The following is a 26,169-nucleotide window of genomic DNA, read 5'->3' as shown; positions in this document are numbered from 1 at the left end:
CTTTTCTTTCCCAAACGGCAGAGCACAGCTGCCTGTCCCTGGGTACAATGTGTGATTCCAGTATGGCACAACCGGACGGAATTTGCAAGAGAAATCTATATTTCTTGCATATTTTGCATATTTATGCGACCTGCCTGTGGGCGGTCCCGCAACAGCAGACAGCCGCCCGGCGCTCCGCAGCTGCGGGACACCGGGCGGCTGAAAAATGATTTGCACGGGGATGTGGAAAAACGATCAAAGGATCATATTTTCAAAAAGCAGGTCATAGCGCTGTACGGTGACTTGCCAAGCGTTGTATTTCTCGCACAGGCAGTAGCTGCTGGGGTTGGAAAGGAAAGCGTCGATGGCTGCCTCACCGTACCAGACACGGGTCCCGTCGTCTTCGGTTTCTTCCCGGCTGGCCATCTGGGTTTCATCGTAGTCCTTGGTGTAGATACTGCGGTACTGTTCCAGGGCTTCGGGAGAAAGATTATCCGCCAGGGTATTGGTGCTGATCCAGACATAGCCATCCATGGCTTCGTTTTCATAGGCCTTGGGACCGTCGTCCGACAGCTGGGACATGATCTGGCGGAAGTCCTCTGCCGGAGCGCCCAGCGCCGAACGGATGGCATCGATGCAGGTTTCTTCATCTTCTATCAGGTATCCCGACACCGCGACCAGCTGACCGTCCTGAAAGTTCAGTTCCACGGTATACGCGTCCAGGCCGAACAGCGTTCCGTCCTCGATCTCGATCCAGTCGTCGGAGGAAGAATACTCCGCACCGGCCTGGTCCAGTTCGGCGATCACCTCATCAAGGGTGGTGTCCCAGCCGTATTCCGGCACTTCCACTTCTCCGCTCGTCTGGCTGCCTGGCTGGCCGACCCCCGGTCCGCCAGACTGACAGCCGGCCAGAGTCAGGACGGCCAGGGTCATGGCAATAACCGCCATTGCTCTTGCTTTTCTCATGAATGCATCCTCTTTCTCTTTTTTACCGTGTGTGGTACATCCGGGGCGGATCAGGTGTGATCGCAGATATATTGCCACACATCGCCCACGGTGCGGCAGGCGGCAATGTCCTCGTCGGATACCTCTTCACCGATGCCCTCGCCCACGTTCCAGGCCAGCTCGGTCAAGTCCAGCTCATCGGCGCCCAGGTCGTCAAAGAGGTCGGTGTCCTCGGTCACATCCTCAGGGCTGCAGCTGAACTGCTCGGCCAGAATCTCCTGCAGATCTTCAAACGTCATCCTGAATCCCTCCAATCCTGACTGCCCGGCGGAGCTCGCCGCCGGTTTCTGTTTTTATGATAGCGGCCGGGATGTTGTGCGTCAAGAGAGGGAACCACGGCGAATTGTACAAAAAAATCCCCGCAGGTCGGGCACCTTGCGGGGAGAACAGGAATGGTTTGTCTTTGTGTCAGGCGGCGGGCACGGCGGTGAGCTGCTGCACCGCCCAGACGGCCAGCACGATGACGCCCAGCACGATGCGGTACCAGCCAAACACCGTAAAACTGTGGCGTTTGACATAGTCCATCAAAAAGCGGATGGCGGCGATGGAGACAAAGAAGGCCACCAGGCAGCCCACCAGCAGAATGACCACCTCATTGAAGGTGAAGAGGTTGCCCTTGGCGAAGAACTTGACCAGCTTGAGCAGGCTGGCGCCGGCCATGACGGGAATGGCCAGGAAGAAGGTGAACTGAGCCGCGCAGGGGCGGGAGAGGCCGCAGAGCATGCCGCCCAGGATGGTGGAGCCGCTGCGGGAGGTGCCGGGGATGAGGGACAGCACCTGCCAGCCGCCCACGGCCAGCGCGTTTTTGTAGGTGATGCGGGAGAGCTTGGTGACCTTGGGCGGGCGGGGACGGCGCTCGATGAGGATGAAGGCCACGCCGTAGACAATGAGCATGAGGGCCACCACAATGCTGTTGTAGAGGTGTTCATCCATCCAGTCGTCCAGCAGGATGCCCAGCACGGCGGCGGGGATGCAGGCCACAATGATCTTGAACCACATACGCATGATGGGCCAGCGCACATGGCGGGCAAGACCGTTGTCCCGGCCGTTGTCCCGGCAGAAGGGCCAGAGCTTCTGGAAGTAGAGCACTACCACCGCCAGGATGGCGCCCAGCTGAATGACCACCCGGAACATCTCCATGAAGTCGGCGGAGAGGTCGAACTTCAAAATCTGTTCGGCCAGGATCATATGGCCGGTGCTGGAGATGGGCAGCCACTCGGTGATGCCCTCGATGACGCCGTAGGCCACGGCCTTGAGAATCTCAAACAAAAATGCCATTTCCATTTACCCCCTGATTCTATGCTCCTATTTTATCACAGATTTGGCGGAAGGAAAGCCCCGGCGCCCCCTTCGTCCGGCGGGAAAGATGTAAAATTCCGGCAGACGGCCCGGCAAAACCTGCCCACATCTTTCCCGGGGAAAGATTCCTGCCCGGGATTTGCCCCTCCCCGTTGCCGTTTTGAAAAAATGCTTCTATAATAGGTAGCACAGCGGCGGGGCAGATAATGGCACGCCGCGGAAAGGGAAAGGAAAGATGTATCATACCGTTTTGTTTGATCTGGACGGGACGCTGCTCAACACCATCGAGGACCTGGCCGACGCGGGTAACCGCCTGTGCGCCGCCCGGGGCTGGCCCACCCATACGGTGGACCAGTTCCGCTACCTGGTGGGCAACGGCATTCCCAAGCTCATCGAGCGTCTGACACCGGAGGACCGGCGCACCCCCGAGGTGCTGGAAGCCGCTTATCACGACTTTGATGCCGACTACCACGATCACATGTTCGACAAGACTGCGCCCTATCCGGGTATGCCCGAGCTGCTGGCCGTCCTCAATGCCAGGGGCGTGCGGCTGGCGGTCTTCTCCAACAAGGACGATGCCCTGGCCAGAGGGGTGGTGGCCCATTACTTTGACCCGTCCCTCTTTGTGCAGGTGCGGGGGGCCTTTGCCGACGTGCCCAAAAAGCCCGCCCCGGAGGGCACTCTGGCCCTGATGGCGCAGATCGGTGCCGACCCGGCCACTACTCTTTACGTGGGAGACAGCAACGTGGATGTGGCCACCGCCAAAAACGCCGGGCTGCCCTGCTGCGGCGTGCTGTGGGGCTTCCGCACCCGGGAGGAACTGAGCGAGGCGGGGGCCGATTATCTGGCCGCCGACACCGACGCCCTGGCCCGGGTCATCCTGGGGGAGGATGTCTGACGGCCCTCCCCGGCGGGAAAGATCCAAAGACATGGTGCACGGCCCGGCGGCCCATCGGGGCGGCCCTGCCTGCCGTGCGAAAGAATATGAGGAGGTTGTTTCGATGATTCCGCAGCAATATCTTGACATGCTTGGCGCCAAATCCGTCATCCGGACCCTCAGCGAGTGGGCTGCCGCCCGGGGCGCCGAGATCGGCTACGACAATGTGTTCGATTATTCCCTGGGCAATCCCAGCGTACCCTGCCCGCCCCAGTTCACCGAGACCATGATCCATCTGCTGCGCACTGCCCGCCCGGTGGAGCTCCACGGCTACAGCCCCTCCCTGGGCATTGCCTCGGTGCGGGCTGCTGTGGCCGAAAGCCTCAACCGCCGCTTCGGCATGAACTATGGCCCTGAGCATATCTTTATGGCCAGCGGTGCGGCGGGCGCCATCGCCCACGCCCTGCGCTGCGTGGCCAACCCCGGGGAGGAGGTCGTGGTCATGGCCCCCTTCTTTCCCGAGTACAAGCCCTACATCGAGGGCGCCGGGCTGAAACTGCACATTGTCCCGCCCCGGGTGGAGGATTTCCAGGTGGACCTGGCTGCCTTTGAGGCGGCGCTGGGCCCCCAGACTGCCGCGGTGCTCATCAACACCCCCAACAATCCCTCCGGCGCGGCCTACAGCAGCGAGACCCTCACCAGCATGGCGGACATCCTGAAACGGGCCTCGGCCAAATACGGGCGGCATATCTTCCTCATCTCGGACGAGCCCTACCGGGAGATTTTGTTCGGGGGACGGCAGATCAACTATCCCGCCAAATTCTACGACGATACCCTGACCTGCTATTCCTTCTCCAAAAGCCTGAGCCTCCCCGGCGAGCGTATCGGCTACGTGGCGGTCAACCCTGCCGCTGAGCAGGCGGACAAGATGGTCCCGGTATGCGGGCAGATCTCCCGGGGCACCGGCCACAACTGCCCGCCCTCCATCATCCAGCTGGCGGTGGCCCAATGCCTGGAACTGACCAGCGATCTTTCGGTGTATGAGAAGAACATGGAGCTGATCTACGCCGAACTGAAACGCCTGGGCTTTACGGTGGTCAAGCCGGACGGCACCTTCTACATCTTCCCCAAGGCATTGGAGGAGGACTCAAACGCCTTCTGCCAGAAGGCCACCCGCTACGATCTGGTGCTTGTCCCCGGCGATACCTTCGGCTGCCCGGGATATTTCCGCATGGCTTACTGCATCGACACCGACAAGGTCCGGCGCAGCTTTGCCGCTCTGGAGCGCTTTGTGCATGAGGAGTACCGCCGCTGAGACGGTCACAGTTGAAAAAGGGACGGCATTCCCTGTATAATGACAGCAGCAGGGCTGCGCCGCGGGTGCCGCGGCGCAGCCCTTTGAATTTGCAGCAGAGGAGGCAGGAAAAGATGCTGCACATCAGTTTTGCGGAGGACGACCCGGCCATGGCGCTGCAGCTGCGGCAGTATCTGGACCGGTACGGCGCGGAGCACGGGCTGGAACTGGAGGTCCGGGCCTTTGCCAGCGGGGACGAACTGCTGCGGCAGTACGACACTTCCTGCGATATTCTGCTGCTGGACGTGGAAATGCCCGGCATCGACGGCATGGAGACCGCCCGCGCTCTGCGGCAGCGGGACAGAGATGTGGTCATTGTGTTCATCACCAACATTGCCCGGTACGCGGTGGATGGGTACGAGGTGGAGGCGTTGGACTTCATCCTCAAGCCGGTGAACTATTTCACCTTCAGTGTCAAGCTGGACCGGGCGGTGCGTCGGGCCCGGCAGCAGGCACGGCACACCGTCTGCCTGCAGCTGGCCGACGGCATGCAGATGCTGGACACCCAGGAAATCTATTACCTGGAGACCCGGGACCGGATGCTCTATTATCATACGGCCAAAGGGGTATTCCGGCTGCGGGGCAGTCTGTCCGCGGCGGAAAAGGAACTGGCCCCCTGGAACTTTGTCCGGTGCAACCAGTGCTACCTGGTCAATCTGCGGTATGTCAGCGGCATCGTGCGGGATACCGTGACGGTGGCGGGGCATTCCCTGGAGATCAGCCGCCGGTGCAAGACCGCTTTTCTGGCGGCGGTAGCCGCCTATGTGGGAGGCGGTGCGTGATGGGAGAGCTGATCGCCGGCGGTCTGCTGGAAGGCCTTTTTTACTGGCAGGCGGCCATGTGCTTTATTGACCCGCTGCGCCACCGGGGCAAGTATGCCATCCGCGCAGTGGCCGGGATCGCCGCATGCGTACTGGCGGCGCTTTTACTGTCACCTCTGGGGCAGGATATGTGGGCCATGCCCCGGCGCATCCTGATGTGGGTGGTACTTACCTTTCTGGCCGGTTCCTGCGCAAAGCTGTCTGCCCTGGGCGCCGCTTACTGTGCGGTGCTGAGCACCGTGGCTGCCCAGTGTGTGCATGAGCTTTGGATGGCCGTGCAGGGCATCGTGCTGGAGGAAGGCACCCTGCCCTGGCGGCAGTTCTGGTGGGTAGAGGTGCTGTTCGGCACCCTGGTTTATCTGCTGGTGCGGTTCACCGCCGCCCGGTGGATGCCCAACAACGGCCGCTATGACCCCAGCGCCATGCAGCTGATCAGCGCGGGACTGCTGGCACTGCTGTTTTCCCTTTTGTTTGAACTGCTCAGCCAGGGCCTGATGGTCACCGCCTGGCAGGACAACATTGTCCTGCCTGCTGTTTTGGGGCAGTTTTATTGTCTGACGGTACTCTACCTGCAGAACGAACTGTTCAAAAAAGCGGCCATCCAAAAGGAATTGAATACCCTAAACCTGCTGCTGGACCAGCAGAAACGGCAGTATGCCAACGCCCGGCGCAGTGTTCAGCTTATCAACCGCCGGTGCCACGCCCTGAAAATGGAGATGGCCGCCCTGCGCAAGGCGGGCGGCGCTCCCGACACAGAGCTGGAACAGGCCATTGACAACTATGACGGTATGATCCGCACCGGCAACGAGGTCCTCAACACCGTCCTGACCGAAAAGGGATTGCTATGTGAGGAGCGGGGCATCCGCCTGACCTGCGTGGCTGACGGTACAGCCCTGGATTTTCTGGAAGCCGCGGATCTGTACGGCCTGTTTTCCATCACGCTGGACAACGCCATTGAGGAGGTCTCCGCCTTTGCGGACAGTGACCGCCGTTTGGTGGAAGTATTGGTATGTCGCAGGCAGGATTTTGTTGTGGTGAATGTATCCAATCCGGTTTACGGCAAGCTGACCATTGAGGACGGCCTGCCCCGGGCCCGCCGCGCCACACTGCTCCAGGGGTTTGGCTTCAAGGGTGTGCGGCGCATCGTGCGGCGGTACGATGGTATGCTGAACGTGGATGTGAACGACGGTGTGCTCACCGTGCGGGTGGTTATCCCGGTAGGAGAGACTACGTTATAATGCTGAAAATATAGCCCCGGTCTTGCGCAAAATGCACAAGACCGGGGCTCCTTTTTTGTGTGCCAAAAACCGATTATCCCGCCCTGGCGACCGCTTTTCGCAAAGAGGTTGATGGGGAAAAAAGAAACGTTTACACTTGACATCGACATTTGGCGGAAATGGCGGTCCGCCGAAACAGTTTGATGATGTAAGGAGAAGAAAAATGGAAAGCAAAGCAAAAAAGAAGGGCAGCGGTATTGCGCTGTTCTCTGTTTTGTCGGTGCTGTTCGCCGTATTGTTTGCGGCGGCCTGCATCGGCACCCAGCTGGCCTTTGCCAGCTCGCAGGCGGTAAACATCGCCCTGCAGACCTCCACCTTTGCCACCAAGAATACCGATGACGAGGCGGTCTACTTTGAAAGCGATTTCGACAGCGTGGAAGAACTGGAAGCCCACGACAAGGAGATCGCCGAGCAGCTCACCGGCGAGGGCGCCGTCCTGCTCAAAAACGACGGCGCACTGCCCCTGGCTGCGGGCAGCAAGGTCAGCACCCTGAGCCATTCCTCGGTGGACATCGTGACCTGCGGCACCGGCTCTGCGGACATTGATACCTCCAACGCTCCCACCCTCAAGGAAGCTCTGGAAGAAGTCGGCCTGGAAGTCAACCCTGTCCTGTGGGACTTCTACACCACCGGCGCCGGCAAGGACTACGTCCGCTCCCCCGGCAAGGGCGTCAGCCTGGGCGACCGTGCCGCCTGGCACATCAACGAGGTGCCCGTCTCCGCCTACGGCACCAACGTCAGCGCCTCTGATGTCGCCGCCGGCCTGGAAAGCATCACCGACGTCCGCTCCAGCTTTGCCCAGTACGGTGACGCCGCCATCGTCACCATCTCCCGCGTGGCGGGCGAAGGCGCTGACCTGGAATACGGCGACTATACCGACGGCACCAACGTCCTGGCACTGACCCAGGAAGAGCAGGACATGCTCAAGATGGCCAACGAGGAGTTTGACAAGGTCATTGTCCTCATCAACTCCACCAACGCTCTGGAATGCGGCTTCCTCAACGATCCCGCCTACGGTGTGGACGCCGCTCTGTGGATCGGCTACACCGGCACCTGGGGCCTGAACGCCGTTGCCGACATTCTGGTGGGCAACGTCAACCCCTCCGGCAAGCTGGTGGACACCTACTGCTACGACAACACCACCGCCCCCGGCCTGGTGGGCTACTATGCCCAGGCTTACACCAACTTTGACGAGGCCGACACCGCTACCTGGTACTCTGTGGCCAACGGCGGCCTGGACGGCAACGGCTACTACATCGCCTACCAGGAAGGCATCTACGTGGGTTACCGCTACTACGAGACCCGCTACGAGGACGTGGTCATGGGCCAGGGCAATGCCGGGGACTACGACTACAACTCTGTGGTCGCCTATCCCTTTGGCTACGGCCTGTCCTACACCACCTTTGACTGGTCCGGATTCTCCACCACCTACGACGCCGCGTCGGACAGCTTCCAGGTCAGCGTGACCGTCACCAACACCGGCAGCGTTGCCGGCAAAGAAGTGGTCCAGGTCTACTTCCAGTCCCCCTATACCGATTACGACAAGGCCAACGGCATTGAAAAGGCCAGCGTGGAGCTGTGCGGCTTTGACAAGACCGAGACCCTGGAGCCTGGCGCTTCCGAGACGGTCACCATCACCGTGCCCCGCTCCGAACTGACCTGCTACGACGCAACTACCGCCAAGACCTACATCCTGGACGCCGGCGACTACTACCTGACCGCCGCCCATGACGCCCACGACGCCGTCAACAACGTCCTGGCCGCCAAGGGCTACACCGTGGAAAACGGCATGACCGCCGCCGGCGATGCCGCCATGACCTACAAGTACACCAACGCCGCCCTGGATGCCGAGACCTACTCCGTCTCCGCCGCCACCGGCGCTGAGATCACCAACCAGTTCGACAACGCCAGCCTGGAATACTACGGCGTTGAGGACACCATGACCACCCTGTCCCGCAGTGACTGGCAGGGCACCTGGCCCCAGGTCATTGAGCTGGAGGCCAACGACGCCATCCTGGCTGACCTGAACCTCTACCAGACCTATGACGGCGTGGACGGTTCCACCACCGAGATGCCCACCATGGGCGCCGACAACGGCATGACCCTGGGCATGATGGTCGGCAAGGCCTACGACGATCCCGACTGGGATCTGCTGCTGGACCAGGTCACCTTTGAGGAGATGGCCGAGCTCATCGGCAAGGGCTACCACAACACCGCCCGCATGCTGTCCGTTTCCAAGCCCGCTACCGTGGACGACAACGGTCCCCAGGGCTTCACCCAGACGCTGACCGGTATCTCCACCTGCCACTGCGCTTATTCTGACGAGAACATCATGGCCGCCACCTTTAACGTGGAACTGATGGAGGAAGTGGGCCGCTGCATCGGCAACGATATGCTGGATCTGGGCGCTTCCGGCCTGTACGGCCCCGCCATGAACATCCACCGCACCGCTTACTCCGGCCGTAACTTCGAGTACTACTCCGAGGACTCCTTCCTCTCCGGCAAGATCGCCGCTTCCGAGATCCAGGGCATCCAGTCCAAGGGCGTTTACGTCTACATCAAGCACTTTGCCCTCAACGATACCGAGAGCCACTGCCGCTGCATCTCCACCTGGGCCGACGAGCAGACCATCCGTGAGATCTACCTGGAGCCTTTCCGCATCGCGGTGACCGAGGGCGGCGCCAAGAACGTCATGAACTCCTTTGCCCGCTTCGGCGCCACCTGGTCCGGCGCGCACAAGGGTCTGATGACCAACGTCCTGCGCGGCGAGTGGGGCATGACCGGCTTCGCGCTGACCGACTTCTCTGGCAACTCTCAGTTTGCTGCCTACGGCATCATGATGAAGAGCTTTGACGTGGCCTGGGGCCTGATGGCCGGCACCGACAGCTGGGACTCCAGCGCCGAGCAGTGGACCGACGACCTCATCAACCTGTACCAGGGCGATCCCGACCTGACCCAGGCCATGCGTCAGGCCACCCATCGCATTCTCTACACGGTGGCCAACTCCAACGCCATGAACGGCTTTACTGCCGATACCCGTATCGTTTCCGTCACCCCGTGGTGGCAGATCGCCCTCATTGTGCTGGATGTGGTGCTGGGCGTTGTGACGGTGCTGTGCATCGTCAAGCTGGTGCTGGCCATCCGCCGCAAGAAGGCGAATACCTCCGCTGCACAGAAAGCGGAATGACCGCACCCTGAAACCGACATTCTCTAAATTCCATACATCAGCAAGCGGGGCCTCCTGACCGGGAGGCCCCGCTTGTTTACGGTTTATGATGTTGGCAAATAGCAGGGTGTTTACCCGGCCTCCACTGTGCATTTGTGCAGAGGAAGCAGGCGGAAGGCGGCGTAAGCCTCTGCCAGTTCAGCAAGCCGGGCGCGCAGGGCGGGGGAGGGTTGCTCCCATGGGGTGAGGGTGAGTTCCAGCCCGTTTCGCACCGTCCGGGTGCGCCAGATGCCCGCCACGCATCCGCCCTGCAAGATCACTCCCGGGTTGCCCACCGTACGCCACACCGCCCGCTGCCGCTTTTTGTCCGGCAGAATGAGTCCCCGGTCCCGAAGGTCCAGATAAGGGTCGTGGGGCCCCAGCAGCAGGACACGGTCCGGGTCTGGCTCCGGCAGGGTGTGGGCGGCAGTCAGGTCTGCGGCCAGCATCCGGCGGCGCTTGCCCTCCACCGTCACGTTGACGGCTTCCTCCGGGGGCAAAGCGTTCCAAAGCCGGGCTGCCTGCGCGGGGCTGGCTCCCAGCCAGTCGGCAAAATCCCCGGGCAGAGCGGGACCGTAGCAATGCAGGAAGCGGCGGACCAGCTCGGCTTCCCCGTCGGGGACGGCGGGCGGCAGACTGCCCAGCCAGCGCGCCATGGAGGTGAAGGTGGGGGTGGGGCCGCTGCGCTCCCCAAAAACCACCCGGCCCTCAAAGGAACAGGGCCGCAGCAGAAAGGATACGACCGCCCCGCCCACCGTCTGCCGGTCAGGCCGCCCGTACATGGTGGGGGCATCCCACAGGGGACGCTTGTCCGGGGGCAGGCTGTCCCGGGCAGCGTCAGCCAGACGCTGGTCCAGGCTTTCCTTGCTGCGGACGGTCTCGCTGTCCAGACAGCGGCAGGCCTGCCGCACCACGGGCAGAAGTTCCTCAAAGCTCATGCCCAGAAAGTCCAGTGCCAGCCCGATGCCCTTGGTGTAGATCCAGGGGTCCTCCCCCGGGCGGGCGCACAGCGGCGTCAGGAACACCCCGGCATCCCGGGTGGGAAAGACCGCAGGCACACCCCGCCAGCTCCATGCCTGCAGCAGTGTCTTGTCGTGATAGAGAGCGGTGTGCAGCGAACAGACCGAGCACCCCTCCACCCGGTTGAAGGCGGCCGTCTCCCACGCGCCGGGCGGGGAGTTCTGAAGCCCGCAGGCCCCGGCGGCCTGCAGCAGCCCGTCGGCTGGCAGAGGCTGGTCCAGATGATGGGCGTGCAGACGCAGCGCACATACCCTGGGAGTGGTCAGTTCCATGGCAGGGCTCCTTTCGGGAAGAGATTCTTATAAAAATTATAGCGCATCTCTGCCTCAAAAGGAGAGCGGGAAGGCTGGATTTTCCCCGTCGTTTTTGACAAAAAGAAAGCGCGAAAACCGTCGAACCGGCTCCGCCGCAACAATAATGCAAGCCCCGGCAGCTGAACGGCCGCCGGGGGGCGGGATTCGGTGCGTGCCGAAAGTCCATTCAAAAAAAGCGGCCGCTGTGATAAGATAAGAACCGTTGCGGGTCAAAATGCGGCCGGCAGCATCACAACATATAGAGGGGCGATCTTGTGGAAGTTGCATATCTGCTGCCCGGCCAGGAACGCTGCGTTCCTTTTGCGGCAAACAAAAACGGCCAGAAACGCGTGGAGTATTCTTATCGTTCGGAGCGTGGGGAATTCTTTTCCTGTGTCTGCCGCAGCGTGGAGGAAGCCCGGAATCTGTGCGAGGACTGGATGGCCCGCCGTGAGCGGTATTGAGCCTCCAACTGCCACGGAGTCTGCATGATACAGATACAGCCCGGCCGTCTGGGATGATTTCCCCGGACGGCCGGGCTTTTTAGCGCCCTGTATAACACATAACAAGACGGAGCCGTGACCCTTCTGCCGCCCCTCGGGAGCGGGAGGCAGTCGGGTACGGCTCCGTCTTGGAATGTGGAGAAAAGAAAGCAACCATACGGCGCTGTCCGTCTGCGATGCAGGAATGCTTGCGATCAGGGGGGGATCGTGCAAAGGCAGGCGGAAATCAGCGGCTCAGGAGGGCATCAGTCCTCGTCGGGGCGCAGGTCCATGAGCTTGGGCAGCGGTGCGCCGATGAGGGGGCGGCACCACTCCTTGAAAGCCTCGGTAATGTTGTTGCCCCGGGCATTGATGAACTCGTCGGGCAGTTTGCGCTCGGTCATCATGACTTCCTGGATGTCCACGAGGAAGGTCTCGCAGCGGTAATTGGGCCCCGGGACACGGCGCAAAGCCACCATCTTGCCGCTCTGGCCGGTGGTGACGGCATCCACTGCCGCACGGCCGCAGAGCTCCGCCTCGGTGCGGTCGGTGTCGCTCTGCCAGGCGATGGACGCCCGGCCCAGCAGGCCCGGCTTCTCCGCACGGGCCTTGTAGCCCAGCTTTTTGGTGATGAGGTTGGCCAGATGGGCGGACACGTCGCCGAAATAGGTGGCCCGGCCCACGGTGAAGATGGGCTCCACAATGGGGGTGCCGTCGGCGTAGTGCAGGCCCTCGCTGGCCACCACCACACCGTGACCCTTGGTTTTAATGAGCTGCTCCACGTCGCAGAGGAACTCTTCCTCCTTGAAGGCGCGCTCGGGCAGGTAGATCAGGTCCGGGCCGTGGGCATAGCTGTCGGTGGCAAGGGATGCCGCCGCCGTGACCCAGCCCGCATTGCGGCCCAGGGCTTCCACCACCACAATGTGGATGGGCAGGCCCTCCACGTCGCAGCAGACCTCCGCCACGCTGCCCGCCATGTACCGTGCCGCACTGCCGAAGCCCGGCGAGTGGTCGGTGATGGCCAGGTCGTTGTCCATGGTCTTGGGGATGCCGATGACGTTGATGCCCCGTTCGGCGCAGCGGGCATACAGCTTGCCGCAGGTGTCCATGGTGCCATTGCCGCCGTTCATGAGAACATAGCGGATACCGTATTTTTCAAGAATGGGCACCATGGCCTCATACTCGGGGGCTTCCAGGGCGTCCCGGCTGGTGCCGATGGCGGACGCCGGGCTGGACAGCAGGCCCCGGAGTTCCGCGTCGGGCAGGTCGGTGACATCCCGCAGTTTTTCCTTCAGCAGGCCGCCGGTGCCGCCGATGGCCGCATAGACGCGGTCCACCAGCGGGCAGTCCTGGGCCTGACGGATGGCCCCGTACAGGGAGGAGTTGATGACGGCGGTGGGACCGCCGCCGTGTACGATGAGAAGATTACCGGCCATGAGCGGCCTCCTTTCAGCCGCAGCCGCAGCCGCCGTGGCGATGGCCGTACTCGTCCATGCAGTCGTCGGCGGGGTTCTTCATGCACAGATGGACGCTGGTGGTCTTAAAGGTCAGGGGCAGAGCCAGAATGTTGGGGTTCTCGCCCACATACTTCTTCTTGGCGTCCTCCAAAGCCTCCTCGAAGGTGGCGCGGGTCTTGAGGCCCATGCCGCGGGCATAGCCCGGATCCTCGGCGCCGACAATGTAGATGGCGCTGGTGTTCATCTCGGCGATGTGGCCGCAGCTCATCATGGAGAAGCCGTGGAAGGGATGGAAGGCGTTGGTGAAGCGGTACTTGCGGATGTACTCCTCGTTGGTGGCAAAGTACTCGCCCAGACGGTTCATGTCGGGCAGCTGGTTCATCTGGTCATGCTGGAACCACTCGTAGCACTCCCGCAGGTAGGGCCACTTCTTGTCGTTGAAGAAGCCGTTGCACAGGGAGGAGCAGATAATGACGCAGTGGTCGCTCATGACGCGCTTGAAGCGCAGCACCTGGGCGGACAGGGCCTGCATCATCATGATGGGGTTGGTGCCCATGCCGTCGCCGTAGTGGAACTTCTGGGGCATACCAAAGACGAGGACATCGTACTTCTTCTCCGCCCAGTGGACGTAGGTGCGCTTGTCGGCCACCTTCCAGCTCTCGGGCATCATTTCCTTGGCATAGCCGGAGAAGATGGCGATCTGGCGGCTCTTGGAGTCGAGAACGGCGTCGCAGCAGAAGAAGGGGTGGCCCATCTTCTCCTCCATGTGCATGGAGATCTCGTTGAACTTGTCCCGCATCAGGCTGCCGTTGTTGACGGGGGTGAAGTCGTCCCGGTGCATGACGGAAGGCACATGGTGGCTGGCGATGCTCTTCCAGTTGGTGATGCCGGTGGCGCTGTGCTTGTAGCCGCCGGAGTAGCCGCCGTAGGGGTTGCCGTTGACGTGGCCGATGAGGATGGGCAGGTCGGCTTCAAAGACCATGCGGTTCATCCACACGGGGTCGCCCCGCTTGGTGAAGCCCAGATCCACCATGTTGTCCGGGTCCTCGGAGTCATGGCTGATGATCTGACCGGTGGGCCAGAACTGGTTGTACAGCTCGGGTCCGAAGATGGCCAGAGCGTCCTTGTCGGTGGAGCGGGGATGCAGGCCGTTGGAGATGATGAACAGGATGTCCTTCTTCTCCACGCCCACGCTGTACAGGTCTTTCAGGATGTACTTGATGGACAGCTTGCGGTGGCTGGTGGGCTGCTCGCCGCCCTTGACGCGGTCGGGCACGACGAAGACCACCTTGCTGCCCTTGTGGGCCAGCTCCTTGACGGTGGGCATGCCGATGGGATGGTCCAGGCTCTCACGGTAAGCGGCTTCCAGCTTGTCCTCGGGGATATAGTCCGGGTCGGGCACCGTGATGCCGGGGATGAATTCGTCGGTGGAATCGGGCAGATCCGCACCCATGGTGCCGGCGCCGTACTCAAACTCAAAATGCTTCATGATAACGCTCCTTTGCTGTTTTACGGTGTGGTAGGGCGGATTCACTTGCCCAGATACAGGCGGATGATCTCCAGATATTCCTCGGGGTAGAAGCCGATCTCACCGGCAAAGCGGGTGAGGGCGATGAGGCCGCCGTCGATCTCGGGGATGGAGGCCAGCATGGCGGCGTTGTCGGATTTCAGGCCGCCGCCGTAGACCACGTCCATGCCGCCGGTCTGCTCCTTGACGAAGCGGGCAATTTTGGTGATGTAGGGCTTGTCGGCCGGGGTCTTGCCGGGGCCGATGGACCAGACGGGCTCGTAGGCGATGACGACCTTGCTCTTGTCCACGCCTTCCAGGCCGATGGACAGCTGCTCGCCCAGCACCTGCTCCCAGTTGTCCTGCTCCTCGCTCTTTTCACCGATGCAGTAGAGCACCGTCATGCCACGGGCCACGGCGCAGCGGATCTCCTGATTCAGCAGGCGGTTGACGGCGCGGGAAGCCTCCAGCCCGGTGACGCCAGCCTCGGCCAGGATGCCCATCTTGTCGTTGCGCTCCTCGCAGTGGCCGATGAGGACACTCTCGCAGCCCAGGGCCACCGCAGCGGATGCGGGACGGTTGGTGGTGAAGGCACCGAAGTTGCCGCCCACGGCGGTGTCGGCGCGGAACACGCCCTGGCAGCCCAGCTGCAAAGCACAGCCCGGCTTGCGGGCGGCTGCGGCGCTGAGGAGGTGAGCCTCGGGCAGGTAGGCGGCGAACTCTACTTCATTCTTGTCGTAGGCAGCCAGGCCGTCCTGGGTGCCTTCCACAATGGCTTTGCCCCAGTCGGCCACGGGGGCCAGACGGTTGACGCCGCCCATCTCCACGGGTACGTCAAAGCGCTTGAGGTTGAGGAAGATGTGCTTCATGCTCAGATGCCCTCCTTCTTGTAGCGGTCGGCCATCTGCTCGCAGGTGACGGGCTCGATGAGGTTGCTCTTGCGGTAGCTGCCGAACTGGACCAGCAGGGGAGCGATGGACTCGGTGACGCCGTTCTTCATGCACTCCACCACCTTGGCCACGTCCTCGTCGGCGATCTTGCCGTAGAGGATGGCGTCCATGATGGAAGCGGTGTAGTTGCGGGGATCGAAGTTCTTGGGATTGGCTGCCATATCGCGGTAGACCTGGCCGATGGAGGGGCTCTCCTTCAGCTCGGGATGGTCGCGGAACAGCTCCATGATGTTGCGGGTGCAGGCCAGACGGATGTCGGTGTCCACGTTGATCTTGTTGATGCCGCAGTGGGCCACGTCCACCAGCTGGGCCACGTCGATGCCGAAGGCGTTCTCCAGCTGGCCGCCCATGGCGTTGATCTGCTGAACGTACTCCTGGGGCACGGTGGAGGAACCATGGCTGACCAGGAAACCGCTGATGCCCTCGTGGAGCATGCACTCCTTGGTGGCGATGGCGATCTCGCGGCGGATCTTGGTGTCCTTGCCCTTGTTGGCGCCGTGGCAGGTGCCGTAGCTGATGGCCAGGGCGTCGCAGCCGGTCTTCTTGAAGAAGTCGACGGCCTGCATGGGGTTGGTGTAGGTGGAGGTGGCGCTGAAGACGTGGTCTTCCACGCCGGCCAGCACACCCAGCTCGCCCTCGACGGTGACGCCGTAGGGATGGGCATACTTGACGACCTCGCGGGTCAGCTCCACGTTGTCCTCATAGGGCAGGCTGCTGCCGTCGATCATGACGGAGGTGTAGCCGCCGGCGATGCAGGCCTTGACGCTTTCCAGCGTCTTGCCGTGGTCCAGATGCAGGGCAATGGGGATCGGGCTGTCGGCGCCGTACTTCTTGACGGTGTCGCCGATGTTCTTTGCGCCGACGGCCTTCTGCTCGGGAGTGCCGTGCATGAAGTCCAGCTCGCCGCTCATGTAGGCGTTGGACGCCTCCGCGCCCTGCAGAATGGCGCCGGAGCGCAGCAGCTCATGGATGCGGATGGCGGCTTCGATCTGGCCGACGCTGTTCATGTTGAAAGCGGCCTGACCGTAACGGTACTTGTCGGCGGCTTCCAGAATGGCTCTCATGGGTACCAGCATATGGGGGTTCCTCCTCTATTTTTTCTCCATTGTATTTCAAATACACACGTGTGTCAAGCCTGATAAACCGTCGTTCCGCCGACAATTGTGCGGCGGACGGTCCAGTCGGCGTCAAACACGGCAAAATCGGCGTCCTTGCCGGTCTCGATGCTGCCCTTGCGGTCGAAGATTCCCACCGCCCGGGCGGGGTTTTCGCTGAGCAGGGGAATGACATCCTCGGCGGGATGGCCGGTGAAGGCCATAATGTTGCGCAGGGCGGTGTCCTGGGACAGGGTGCTGCCGGCGCGCACACCGGTGCTGGCCAGCTTGGCGTCGCCGTCCACCACCACCACGTCGTTGACGCCCAGCTTGTAGTGACCGTCAGGCAGACCGGCGGCCTGGATGCTGTCGGTGATGGCGACCACCTTGTCCCAGCCCTTGCACTTGAGCAGCATACGGACGGAACCGGGATGCAAATGGCGGCCGTCACAGATGGCCTCGCAGAAGATATCGCTTTCCAGGGCCGCGCCCATCATGCCGGGGCGGTGCTGGTGGAACAGGCCCATGGCATTGAAGGTGTGGGTGCAGACCTTGGCGCCGTTGGCAATGGCCTGCATGGCGGTCTCGTAGTCGGCGCCGGAGTGGCCGATGGCAATGGTGACCTCGCCGGCAATCTCGGCGATCATCTCAGGCACGCCCTCCACCTCGGGGGAGACGGTCATGTAATGGATGGCGCCCTCGGCGGCCTTCTGGTAGCGGCGGAACAGCTCGGCATCGCCCTTGCGCAGCAGGTCTTCCGGCATGGCGCCCTTGTACTCGGGTGCCAGGAAGGGGCCTTCCAGGTGGATGCCCAGCAGCTTGGCGCCGGTGGCCGGCGCCGCCATGGCGGCCTTGGCCTGGTCGATGCACCAGAGGGTCTGTTCCTCGGTGTCGGTGAGGATGCTGCACTGCCAGCCGGTGGTGCCGTGTTTGGCAAAGAAAGCACCGATGCTGTCCAGGTCCTGGGCGGTGGCGGCGTTGACATCAATGCCGTTGCCGCCGTGGGTGTGCAGGTCAATGAAGCCGGGGACCAGCGTCAGACCGGTCAGGTCCACCACCTCACAGCCGGCGGGGGCGTTGAGCTCCGGGCCGATGCCGTCGATCTTGCCGCCGCAGACCAGAACGTCCGCCGTTTCAAAGGCGTGATCCCGGTAGACCCGGGCATTTTTGAAGAGAACATCCGACATGATGGCGGCCTCCTCTCAGTAGGGCTGCTTGGCAGCAACGTCATTGATGAGGATCTGAACATCGGGATGGTTCTGGGCCAGGGTGACGGGGAAATCCGCAGTCTGGTCGCCGTAACCGGCGCGGCGGACGACGGCGCGGTGCCAGTCACGGAAGACGCCCAGGCGGATCTTTTTGGCGGAGAGGATCTGCTTCATGCCGATGGTGACGCAGCGCTTGGGCATGCACTCCAGGGCACCGCCCAGATCGCCCACCGAGTTGGTGGCGCGGGTCTCGGCATGGATGTCCAGCACGCGGGTGGGCAGAGCGGCAAACTCCTCACAGGACAGCTCGGGCTGGGGCTCGTTGAAGGCCAGATGGCCGGTGATGCCGATGCCGCCGAAAGCGATGTCCACACCGCCCAGCTCCTCGATCATGCGGTCGCCGCGGGAAGGATCGGCCGGGTCGGGGAAGACGCGCTGCTCCGGGGGCATGACCAGCTCAGGGTCGATCTGGGTGTAGACCACACGGTCCATGAAGCCCCGGAAGGACAGAGGATTGGAAGCGTCGATATAGCTGCCGTCGTCGTTGAGGTACTCGTCCATGTTGAAGAACCAGACGTTCTTCAGGCTGATGCGCTCCTTGTTGACCCGCTCCACAAAGAAGGGGTACTGGCCCACAGGGCCAACGGGGCAGATAAAGACGGTGCGGCGGCCGGCGGCGTTGTTCTCCACGATGCAGTCGGCCATGATGTCGGCCAGCTTGCGGAAGACGGCCTCCGAGTTCTCCATCTTGACGAGAGGAATCTTGGAGCCCTCGCCCAGCTGTGCTTCAGAAATATGATAATATGCCTTGTCCATCTTGCTTTTTCTCCTTTCAATGGTTGGAATACGATATGTGAAGATGCGGTCTTACAAAAACAGATGTTCCAGTCCCAGCTGCCGGATGAAGGCGACGATCTCCTTGGTACGGGTACAGCCGAACTTTTCCCGGATGCTGTGGATCTGGGACTTGACGGTCTCGATGCCCACCACCCGGATCTCGCTGATCTGCCGGGCGTTGAGGCCCTGCAGAAGATAGCGGATGAGGGTGCGCTCGGTGGGCGTCAGCGACGCAAGCGTGTTGACAAAATACAACAGACTGAACTCGTTGCGGCGCAGGCGGGAGTATTCCCGCAGCATGACCTCCTGCGTGTGGGCGCTCATGATGGGATTGCCCTCGTAAGCCATGCGGATGTGACGGTAGAGCTCGTCGTTGTCGCTGCCCTTGACAAAGTAGTCCACGGCGCCGGTGGCCATGGCGGTGAGGATCATGTCGTCGTTGTCATGGGCAGTCAGATAGATGATCTGGAGCTTGGGGCGCCGGGAATGGATCTGGGTGGCCGCGTCGATGCCGGCGCGGATGCTTTCCATCTCGATATCCATGAGGATGAGGTCGCATTCGACCTCCATTGCCAGACGCACCGCCTCGGCGCCGCTGGAGGCGCTGCCCGCCACGGTAAAGTCGGGCTGTTTGGCCAGCTGCTGGCAGAGATCCTCCCGCAGGATGTCGTTGTCGTCGACCACAAGGATACGGATACTCATGACTTGGTGTTCCCCTTTCTGGAGGTGTGCTCGGGAAGAAGCTTGGGCAGCAGAACATAGAAACAGGAACCTTTGCCGTAGCTGCTTTCCACTTTGAGAGTGCCCATATGCCTTTTTATGATCGTGCGTACATAATAAAGTCCCATGCCCCAGTTGGAGTTGGAACTCTTGCTGGAATAGAACGGCTCAAAGATCCTCTTCATGTCATACTTACTGATGCCGGTGCCGCTGTCCTGCACGCTGATGACAAGAAAGGTGTTTTTTTCCTGCACCGACAGGCGCAGGGGATCGCTGCGTCCGGCGGAAACGGTAGCTTCCCAGCCGTTGATGAGCAGGTTGCTCAGCGCCGACTGCAGGTGGGCGGGGTCGGCCAGGACCGACAGGCCGCAGGGGGGAGAGACGGTGACGGCGGCGGTGGGATACTTTTTGGAAAGGCTCCGGACTGCGCCGTCCAGAATCTCATCCAGGCTGCACAGCCGCATGGAGAGAGAATTGGATTTGAGACTCTTGTACAGCTCCTGTACATGGGAGAGCATGCCGTCGGTGTTGTCGGCCAGCTGGCTGGCGCACAGCCGAACCTGCTCCAGGTCGGGGGTGTCGGCCTCCAGCGCCTCATTAAGGCGGCGGCAAAGCACCCGGTTGGCCAGCAGCTGGTTCTTGATGCCGTGCATGAAGACCCCGCCGCCGGTGCGGGCAATGTCATACTTGCGCTCCAGGCGGATATCGTCCTGCGTCTCGCTCCATTCCATCTTGGCCACCGTCATCATGGAGAAGATGCTGAGCAGCAACGAGACGGCATTGACCAGCAGGATGGCTGCGTACATGGCCGGAGAAAGATAGGGGTTCAGATACCACAGGCCCAGGGAGGACATGTAGGTCTCCCGATAGAAGAGATAGACCTGCGCCGGATCCTGGGGAGCATAGGAGGCAAACAGGACGGCAATGCTGATGAGCAGCACCCGGACGATGAGCTCCAGATTGCGGATGTAGCGGATGCGGGTGCTGCGCATACCGTGCAGCAGAATGGCACAGCCCAGAATCAGATAGGCAAACACCCACACAAGAGAAAATGTCACAGCCATGTGCTGGCGGGACTCATTGTAAGCGACAGCCTGAAAAACACTGGGATAATACAGAATCAGCGAAAAAACCGGCAGCAGCGCGGAAGGAACGGTAAATTTAAGCAGACCGTGCATTCGTGCGGTGCTGGAATGGTCCAGCGCTGTGAGAAGAAACAGCCAGGGGAACAGGTAGCGCCCCACGGCCATGCTGTAACCCAGCTGGGGCAGAGTCAGCTGCAAATACTGGAGAAAGGTCCGGAAGCCGGGGGCCACAAACAGAATGAAACTGAGCTGTTCCCCAACGCCGCCCTTTTTGGCAATGTAGATCAGGGTGAACAGCAGGTAAACAAACAGGCTGGCGGACAGACCCGCAAGCAAAAAGTAACCTCTCTGGCGCTTGAGGATCGAAAAAGCAACCGATACGGCCAGAAGGCCGGCAGCAACGATCAACGGCATGATGCACTCCATTTGTTTAATGGCTGAAAAACAAATTGTTTGTTAATTTTATTATAGTAAAAAGTGAAAAGAAAGACAATCTTTTGCCGTGTAAAAACGCTGCCGGGCAACTTGTGCCGAAAAAAGGAGTTTTGTACGGGAAAGTGCTTTGCCGATGAAAAAGACGGGACACGCCTTTGGTATGTGCCCCGTCTTTATTTTCTATCGGTCAGCGGGATGCACGGGGCCGCGTTTTATTCGGCAGCCTCAAGCATCAGGTCGAACATGACGTAGTCTTCAACAGGAACTTCCGCAGCCACATCGCCGCTGGCGATGAAAGCGTTCTGCTGAGACTTGTACAGCGACTCAATGGTGCCGTCGTTGATCTGATCGATCATTTCCTGGCTGGTGAGCCACTCGGCGTCGCCGCGCTGAGAGTAAACAGTGTCGTAATCCAGAGCGCACTCGGAAGCGATCCACTGGCTGATCTGCTCGGCATTGGCGGGATCGGCGCGGTAATCTTTGGCCTTGTACAGGGCGCGGGTGAAGCGCAGCAGGTTGTCGCGGTTGGTCTCGGCGTAGTTTGCCATGCAGATCCAGGAGGAGATGGAAGCGGAAGTGTCGGAGAAGCTCAGGTTGTCGGCCAGAACGACCACGTTGTCGCCCAGCTCTTCCTCAACGGCCAGGGTGCTGGGGCTCCACAGAGCGCAGGCATCCAGAGAACCGGAGATCATGGCGCTAACGATGCCGGAAGCGTCCATCTCGTAAGCTTCGATGTCATCCATGGTCAGGCCGGCCTGGGTCAGGGTCTGCTGCAGGATGGCTTCGCTGGAAGTACCGGAAGCGTAACCGACCTTCTTGCCCTTCAGGTCGGCGGCGGTGGTGATGCCGTGGTCGGACAGAGCCATGACGGCGTCGCCGTTGCCCACGTGAGCGAAGCAGAAGATCTTGGCCTGGCCGTTGATGCACAGCTTGTGAGCGCCGGAACCGATGTAGCCGATATCAATGGAGCCGTTCTCCATGGCGGCGATGATGGTGGGGCCGTCGGCGAAGGAGTTCAGGTTGACGGTGATGCCCTCCTCCTCGAAGTAGCCCATCTGCTCGGCGGTGACAACCTCGACCAGGCTGGCGTAGTTGGGCATGTAGGCGATGTTCAGGGTGATGGGCTCCTGAGAGGTTGCGGTATCCGCAGCATCAGCGCCCTCGGTGGTGGCAGCAGAGCTGCTGTCCGGTGCGGTGGACGAAGTGTCGGTGCTGGTGGAGCTGGGGGAACTGCAGGCCGCCAGGCTCAGAGCTAGGGCTGCAGCTGTCAGGGTTGCAAGCAGTTTTTTCATGTGTTTCTTTCCTCCAATTCTGTATCAGTGCGGGACCCGGCGGGCGCCCGTTCGTACCGGGATTATTTGCGGACTTCCAGATACTCCTTGTAGACCTCGCCCCAGATCTCGTTTTTCAGCTCGTTGAAACGGGGGCTCATGCGGGTCTCCTGAGTGCGGGGATAGGGGATGTCGATGTCGATGATCTTCTTGATGCGGCCGGGGCGTGCGCTCATGATGACGCAGCGCTGGCCCAGAATGATGGCCTCCTCCACATCGTGGGTGATGAAGAAGCAGGTCTTCTGTTTTTTCTCCCAGGTGTTGAGCAGGTCGGTCTGCAGCTGGGTACGGGTCTGGGCGTCCAGCGCGCCGAAAGGCTCGTCCATAAGCAGGATCTCCGGCTCGGCGGCGTAGGCGCGGGCGATGGCGACGCGCTGCTTCATGCCGCCGGACAGCTCCTTGGGATAGTGGTCGGCGAATTTCTCCAGATCGACCATCTGCAGATAGCGCATGGCCTCTTTCTCGGCCTCGGCGCCCTTGATGCCCCGCATCTCCAGGGCGAAGCAGACGTTCTTCTTGACCGTCAGCCAGGGGAAGAGGGCGTACTGCTGGAAGACGACGCCGCGCTCACGGCCGACGCCCTCCACCTTCTGGCCGTTGCAGAGGACCTCGCCCGAGGAAGGCTGCAGAAGGCCGGCGATGATGTTCAGCAAGGTGGATTTGCCGCAGCCCGACGGGCCGACGACGGTGATGAATTCGTTCTCGTGAATGTCCAGATTGACGCCGTTGAGGGCGGTCATCTGACCCTTGCGGGTATTAAAGATCATCTTGACGTTGTCAATCTTGACCTTTACGCTTCTCGTTTCTCCTGCCATCCTGTCAGTTTCCTTTCTGCAAAGTCAATCACTTTCTCGATAATCAAGCCGATAATGCCGATGATGATGATGTACAGCAGCATGGGGTCGGTATCGAAGTTGGAGTTCAGTGTGCGGATACGCATGCCCAGGCCGGCCATGGCGCCGGTGGATTCGGCGGCGATCAGGGTGGTCAGCGCGGTGGAAGCGCCCAGACGGATGGCCGTCATGATGAAGGGCAGGCTGGCCGGTGCGATGACCCGGATGAAGATGTCCCGGTCCTTGGCACCCAGGACCCGGGCGGCACGGATGAGGGTCTCATCAATGTTCATAACGCCCTGGTAGATGGTGATGCACATGATGAGGAAGGTTGCGATGGTGATGGTGATGATCTGCGGGCGGCGGCCGATGCCGGCGGACAGAACAATCAGCGGGACGTAGGCCAGAGGGGGAATGTTGCGGATAAAGGAGATCCACGGCTGCAGAATGTTGCGGACCGGGACGTACCAGGCCATCAGGATGGCCACAGGCAGCGAGATGACGAAGCCGATGACGTAGCCGGCGCCGACCGAGATCAAGCTACTGCCGATATCGGTGAGCAGTACGCCGCGGTCGTACATGACCTTGATCTGCTGGATTGTTACGATTACGTTGGGGAAACTTCTGGATGTGACCGGAATGATAGAAAGGATCGTCCAGACGATAAGTGCGGCTGCCAGAGAAATGAGCAGCCAGACTTTGGTCGGGATCCGATCTGCCAGACCGCCTGACTTTTTGTTCACGGAATCACCCTGCCTTCTTTTTTCTTTGCAGCACCGTTTTCGGTCGATGCTGCGTTCCATAGTTGCTTTACCGTTGTCTCAAGTATAACGGAAAAAGATACTGACTAAAAGGGGGAACTTTTATCCCCCTGTCTTTTATGGACAGTGCACAAAAAACAGGGGGCGCTCTGAGGCAATATCATGTACCAGAGTGGCAAAAAAGGGACAATACGGCCCGGGACAAAAACAAAGCGGCGGAACTTTCGTTCCACCGCTTTGTGGCTGATCAATCATTGCGCTCATTGTAGCGCCCTGTTACACACGTGTCAAGAGTCTGTGGGTCAAACCCGACTGCGGACCCGGGTGTTTCACGCTTCAAAGTGTGAAAACGTGCGATGCACGGGGAAAAGGCAGCAGGGACAAAAATGTGAAAAATGAAGAGCAAACCGGAGCAGCCTTACAGGGGCTCACAGGAGCGGCTTGGATAAGAGTGACAGAAAGAAATGCCTTTTTCTGGGACAATGTCCGGCGGACGGGGCGCTGGACAAAACAAAAAGACGGAAGAACCGAAGTTCTTCCGTCTTGATGGCTGCCCCTCTCGGACTTGAACCGAGGACACCCTGATTAACAGTCAGGTGCTCTAACCGACTGAGCTAAGGGGCAATAGATAACCGCTGAACGAATCAGCTTTTTTATTATAGCCCCGGGTATGTGGTTTGTCAAGCACTTTTTTGCAAAAAATGCAGAAAGTTCCGGCATGGGATTCAGCGGCGGGCATTGCGGCGCCAGATGGCGTAAAGGCCGTCCAGGATCAGCGTCTCCCGGTAGAGGATGGGAATGCTGCAGGACTCCCGGATGCTGTCGGGCAGGGAGCCGGTGGCGATGACAGGAGCCTCGGGGGCGTTCAGGGCCTGGCGGAAACGGCCGATCATGCCCTCCATCATGGCCGCGGAACCGTTGACAATGCCGCTCTGCAGGCTGTCGGCGGTGTTGGAGCCCAGAATGCCCTTGGGACGGCTTTCGATTTCCACCTGCGGCAGCTGGGCGGTGTTGCGCACCAGGGCAGTCAGGGCCAGCTGGGGCGCGGGCAGAATGGCGCCGCCCACAATGCTGCCGGCGCTGTCAATGGCCAGCATAGTGATGGCGGTATCCACCGTCATGACGATGACGGGAGGTTTGACCAGGCGCAGGGCGGACACCGCGGCACACAGCAGCTCGCCGCCCAGCTGAGCGGGGTTGTCCATGCGGATGCGCACGCCGCTCTTGAGGCCGGGGCCCACCGTCATGAGGGGCGCCTGGCTCAGCTTGCCGATGGCCTCCCGCACCCGGGGGGTGAGAGCGGGCACCACGCTGGACAGAATGGCATCGGTGATCTCCAGGGGAGAGACGCCGTACAAATCCAGAATGCCGACAATTTTATAAGTCAGTTCGTCCGAGCTGAGCGCACTGTCGGAATAAAGCTTGGAACAGAAAGTCAGCTTGCCGTCGTCGGTATAGCCGCCGCAGGCAATGTTGGAGTTTCCGATATTGATGGCCAAAAGCATGGCGGGCCTCCTAAACAGTAAATCCTGTGCTTACCATTATAAAAGAAAACAGGGCGATTGCAAGTGAGACTCTCCGATGGGGATAGAACTTTTCCCTGCTTATATAATGTATATATAATAAAAGCGGTATTTTCCGCCCCAAATGCCGATTGAGGAGTGAGGCGACTGGCAAAGAAAGAAGAATCCCTATATTTTGTGGCTTGGAGATCGAGCAAAACCGATATAAGGGATGCACAAAAATGCGGCAAAAAAATTATCGAAAAACCTCAAAAAAGGTGTTGACATTTGAGCTGGGAAGATGTATTATAGTCAAGCTGTCACGAACGACAGGCCCTGAAAAAAGGCGATAAACCGGACATAACGAGACTTGCTCCTGATTGCGGGAGGCTCAGTTACCCGGTGAAACCCTTTCGTAAGGCTGCCGAAAGCGCAGCGAAAAACCTCGAAAAAAGTCCTTGACAAAAGGCTTTGGGTGAGGTAAAATAAATAAGCTGTTTTGATGAGGCAATGCCGCTTCAAGCAGCACCGGCCGAACGGCCGGGCGGCTTCAAAAAAATCTTCAAAAAAGTTCTTGACAAACGGAACTCAATGAGATATAATAAACAAGCTGTCCGCGAGAAACGGTCGGCACAGGACCTTGAAAATTGAACAATACTGAAACTTGTGGAACCTTGAACGTGTTTGGAAAGAACACGATAAACAATTCCAAAACAAGTAATTCGACAGGACGCAAGCGATTGTGTCTGAGAAATTACAGAGATTTAACACTTTGTAAGTGATTAAATACCATTTATAAAGAGTTTGATCCTGGCTCAGGACGAACGCTGGCGGCGC

General features: G+C 60.5%; 22 protein-coding genes and 1 tRNA gene. 6 read left to right on the top strand and 17 right to left on the bottom strand.

Features of this window, described 5'->3' with window-relative positions:
- Positions 1-234: 234 nt before the first annotated feature.
- The 3 genes from INF35_RS12695 to INF35_RS12685 form a co-directional block, all read right to left on the bottom strand.
- Positions 235-945 carry a hypothetical protein gene (locus INF35_RS12695; protein ID WP_193503058.1) on the bottom strand — a complete coding sequence of 237 codons (711 nt, stop codon included), beginning with the start codon at positions 943-945 and terminating at the stop codon, positions 235-237.
- Between the two features lie 50 nt (positions 946-995).
- Positions 996-1,223: an acyl carrier protein gene (locus INF35_RS12690; RefSeq protein WP_193503056.1), complete on the bottom strand. Its 228-nt coding sequence runs from the start codon at positions 1,221-1,223 to the stop codon at positions 996-998.
- 169 nt (positions 1,224-1,392) lie between these two features.
- Entirely contained in the window at positions 1,393-2,262 is an 870-nt protein-coding gene (locus INF35_RS12685; protein WP_193503055.1) for an undecaprenyl-diphosphate phosphatase, read from the bottom strand.
- 256 nt (positions 2,263-2,518) lie between these two features.
- Between INF35_RS12685 and INF35_RS12680 the strand changes: the two genes are divergently transcribed.
- The 5 genes from INF35_RS12680 (at position 2,519) to INF35_RS12660 (ending at position 9,799) form a co-directional block, all read left to right on the top strand.
- On the top strand, positions 2,519-3,181 hold the full coding sequence (locus tag INF35_RS12680; RefSeq protein WP_193503054.1) for an HAD family hydrolase: 663 nt from the start codon (positions 2,519-2,521) through the stop codon (positions 3,179-3,181).
- Between the two features lie 103 nt (positions 3,182-3,284).
- Complete coding sequence (locus INF35_RS12675) at positions 3,285-4,475, top strand: pyridoxal phosphate-dependent aminotransferase (RefSeq protein WP_193503053.1); 1,191 nt, start codon at positions 3,285-3,287, stop codon at positions 4,473-4,475.
- Between the two features lie 113 nt (positions 4,476-4,588).
- Positions 4,589-5,296 (top strand): LytR/AlgR family response regulator transcription factor, encoded by a 708-nt coding sequence (locus tag INF35_RS12670; protein ID WP_193503052.1) that lies wholly within the window; start codon positions 4,589-4,591, stop codon positions 5,294-5,296.
- The gene (locus tag INF35_RS12665; RefSeq protein ID WP_193503051.1) at positions 5,296-6,573 is read left to right on the top strand and encodes an ATP-binding protein; all 1,278 of its coding nucleotides are present in this window, start codon (positions 5,296-5,298) and stop codon (positions 6,571-6,573) included. The genes INF35_RS12670 and INF35_RS12665 overlap by 1 nt, the downstream gene beginning before the upstream one ends.
- Before the next feature lie 202 nt (positions 6,574-6,775).
- Positions 6,776-9,799 (top strand): glycoside hydrolase family 3 N-terminal domain-containing protein, encoded by a 3,024-nt coding sequence (locus INF35_RS12660; protein ID WP_193503050.1) that lies wholly within the window; start codon positions 6,776-6,778, stop codon positions 9,797-9,799.
- A 110-nt stretch (positions 9,800-9,909) separates the two neighbouring features.
- Here INF35_RS12660 and INF35_RS12655 read toward each other — a convergent pair whose 3' ends face one another.
- Positions 9,910-11,109, bottom strand: coding sequence for a winged helix DNA-binding domain-containing protein (locus INF35_RS12655; protein ID WP_193503049.1), 1,200 nt, complete (start codon positions 11,107-11,109; stop codon positions 9,910-9,912).
- A 296-nt stretch (positions 11,110-11,405) separates the two neighbouring features.
- Here INF35_RS12655 and INF35_RS12650 point away from each other — a divergent pair, with 296 nt between their 5' ends.
- Positions 11,406-11,594, top strand: a complete 189-nt coding sequence (locus INF35_RS12650) for a DUF3873 family protein (protein WP_193503048.1) — start codon at positions 11,406-11,408, stop codon at positions 11,592-11,594.
- A gap of 284 nt (positions 11,595-11,878) precedes the next feature.
- Here INF35_RS12650 and INF35_RS12645 read toward each other — a convergent pair whose 3' ends face one another.
- The 13 genes from INF35_RS12645 to INF35_RS12585 all read right to left on the bottom strand — a co-directional run bounded on the left by INF35_RS12645 (position 11,879) and on the right by INF35_RS12585 (position 25,335).
- Positions 11,879-13,048 carry a diphosphate--fructose-6-phosphate 1-phosphotransferase gene (locus tag INF35_RS12645; protein WP_193503047.1) on the bottom strand — a complete coding sequence of 390 codons (1,170 nt, stop codon included), beginning with the start codon at positions 13,046-13,048 and terminating at the stop codon, positions 11,879-11,881.
- Positions 13,049-13,061: 13 nt separating this feature from the next.
- The gene (locus tag INF35_RS12640) at positions 13,062-14,558 is read right to left on the bottom strand and encodes a lactate racemase domain-containing protein (RefSeq protein WP_193503044.1); all 1,497 of its coding nucleotides are present in this window, start codon (positions 14,556-14,558) and stop codon (positions 13,062-13,064) included.
- 41 nt (positions 14,559-14,599) lie between these two features.
- Positions 14,600-15,445 (bottom strand): triose-phosphate isomerase, encoded by an 846-nt coding sequence (locus INF35_RS12635; protein ID WP_193503042.1) that lies wholly within the window; start codon positions 15,443-15,445, stop codon positions 14,600-14,602.
- 2 nt (positions 15,446-15,447) lie between these two features.
- Positions 15,448-16,602, bottom strand: coding sequence for a class II fructose-bisphosphate aldolase (locus INF35_RS12630; RefSeq protein ID WP_193501174.1), 1,155 nt, complete (start codon positions 16,600-16,602; stop codon positions 15,448-15,450).
- A gap of 53 nt (positions 16,603-16,655) precedes the next feature.
- Entirely contained in the window at positions 16,656-17,807 is a 1,152-nt protein-coding gene (gene nagA, locus INF35_RS12625) for an N-acetylglucosamine-6-phosphate deacetylase (protein WP_193503040.1), read from the bottom strand.
- A 15-nt stretch (positions 17,808-17,822) separates the two neighbouring features.
- A complete protein-coding gene (locus INF35_RS12620) occupies positions 17,823-18,644 on the bottom strand; it encodes a sugar phosphate isomerase family (protein WP_193503038.1) in 822 nt (273 codons plus the stop codon).
- A gap of 51 nt (positions 18,645-18,695) precedes the next feature.
- Positions 18,696-19,367 (bottom strand): response regulator transcription factor, encoded by a 672-nt coding sequence (locus INF35_RS12615; RefSeq protein WP_193503036.1) that lies wholly within the window; start codon positions 19,365-19,367, stop codon positions 18,696-18,698.
- On the bottom strand, positions 19,364-20,884 hold the full coding sequence (locus tag INF35_RS12610) for a sensor histidine kinase (protein WP_193503034.1): 1,521 nt from the start codon (positions 20,882-20,884) through the stop codon (positions 19,364-19,366). The genes INF35_RS12615 and INF35_RS12610 overlap by 4 nt, the downstream gene beginning before the upstream one ends.
- A gap of 233 nt (positions 20,885-21,117) precedes the next feature.
- The gene (locus INF35_RS12605; protein ID WP_193503032.1) at positions 21,118-22,197 is read right to left on the bottom strand and encodes an ABC transporter substrate-binding protein; all 1,080 of its coding nucleotides are present in this window, start codon (positions 22,195-22,197) and stop codon (positions 21,118-21,120) included.
- A 62-nt stretch (positions 22,198-22,259) separates the two neighbouring features.
- Complete coding sequence (locus INF35_RS12600) at positions 22,260-23,051, bottom strand: ABC transporter ATP-binding protein (RefSeq protein ID WP_193503030.1); 792 nt, start codon at positions 23,049-23,051, stop codon at positions 22,260-22,262.
- The gene (locus INF35_RS12595; RefSeq protein ID WP_193503028.1) at positions 23,027-23,812 is read right to left on the bottom strand and encodes an ABC transporter permease; all 786 of its coding nucleotides are present in this window, start codon (positions 23,810-23,812) and stop codon (positions 23,027-23,029) included. The genes INF35_RS12600 and INF35_RS12595 overlap by 25 nt, the downstream gene beginning before the upstream one ends.
- Before the next feature lie 565 nt (positions 23,813-24,377).
- Positions 24,378-24,454 (bottom strand) — tRNA-Asn (locus INF35_RS12590).
- A gap of 101 nt (positions 24,455-24,555) precedes the next feature.
- Positions 24,556-25,335: a type III pantothenate kinase gene (locus tag INF35_RS12585; protein WP_193503026.1), complete on the bottom strand. Its 780-nt coding sequence runs from the start codon at positions 25,333-25,335 to the stop codon at positions 24,556-24,558.
- Between the last annotated feature and the right edge of the window lie 834 nt (positions 25,336-26,169).

The sequence above is a fragment of the Gemmiger gallinarum genome, from assembly GCF_014982805.1.
Lineage (GTDB): Bacteria > Bacillota > Clostridia > Oscillospirales > Ruminococcaceae > Gemmiger > Gemmiger gallinarum.
Note: the sequence above shows the minus strand (reverse complement) of the source record. Positions and strands in the feature narration are given on the sequence as shown.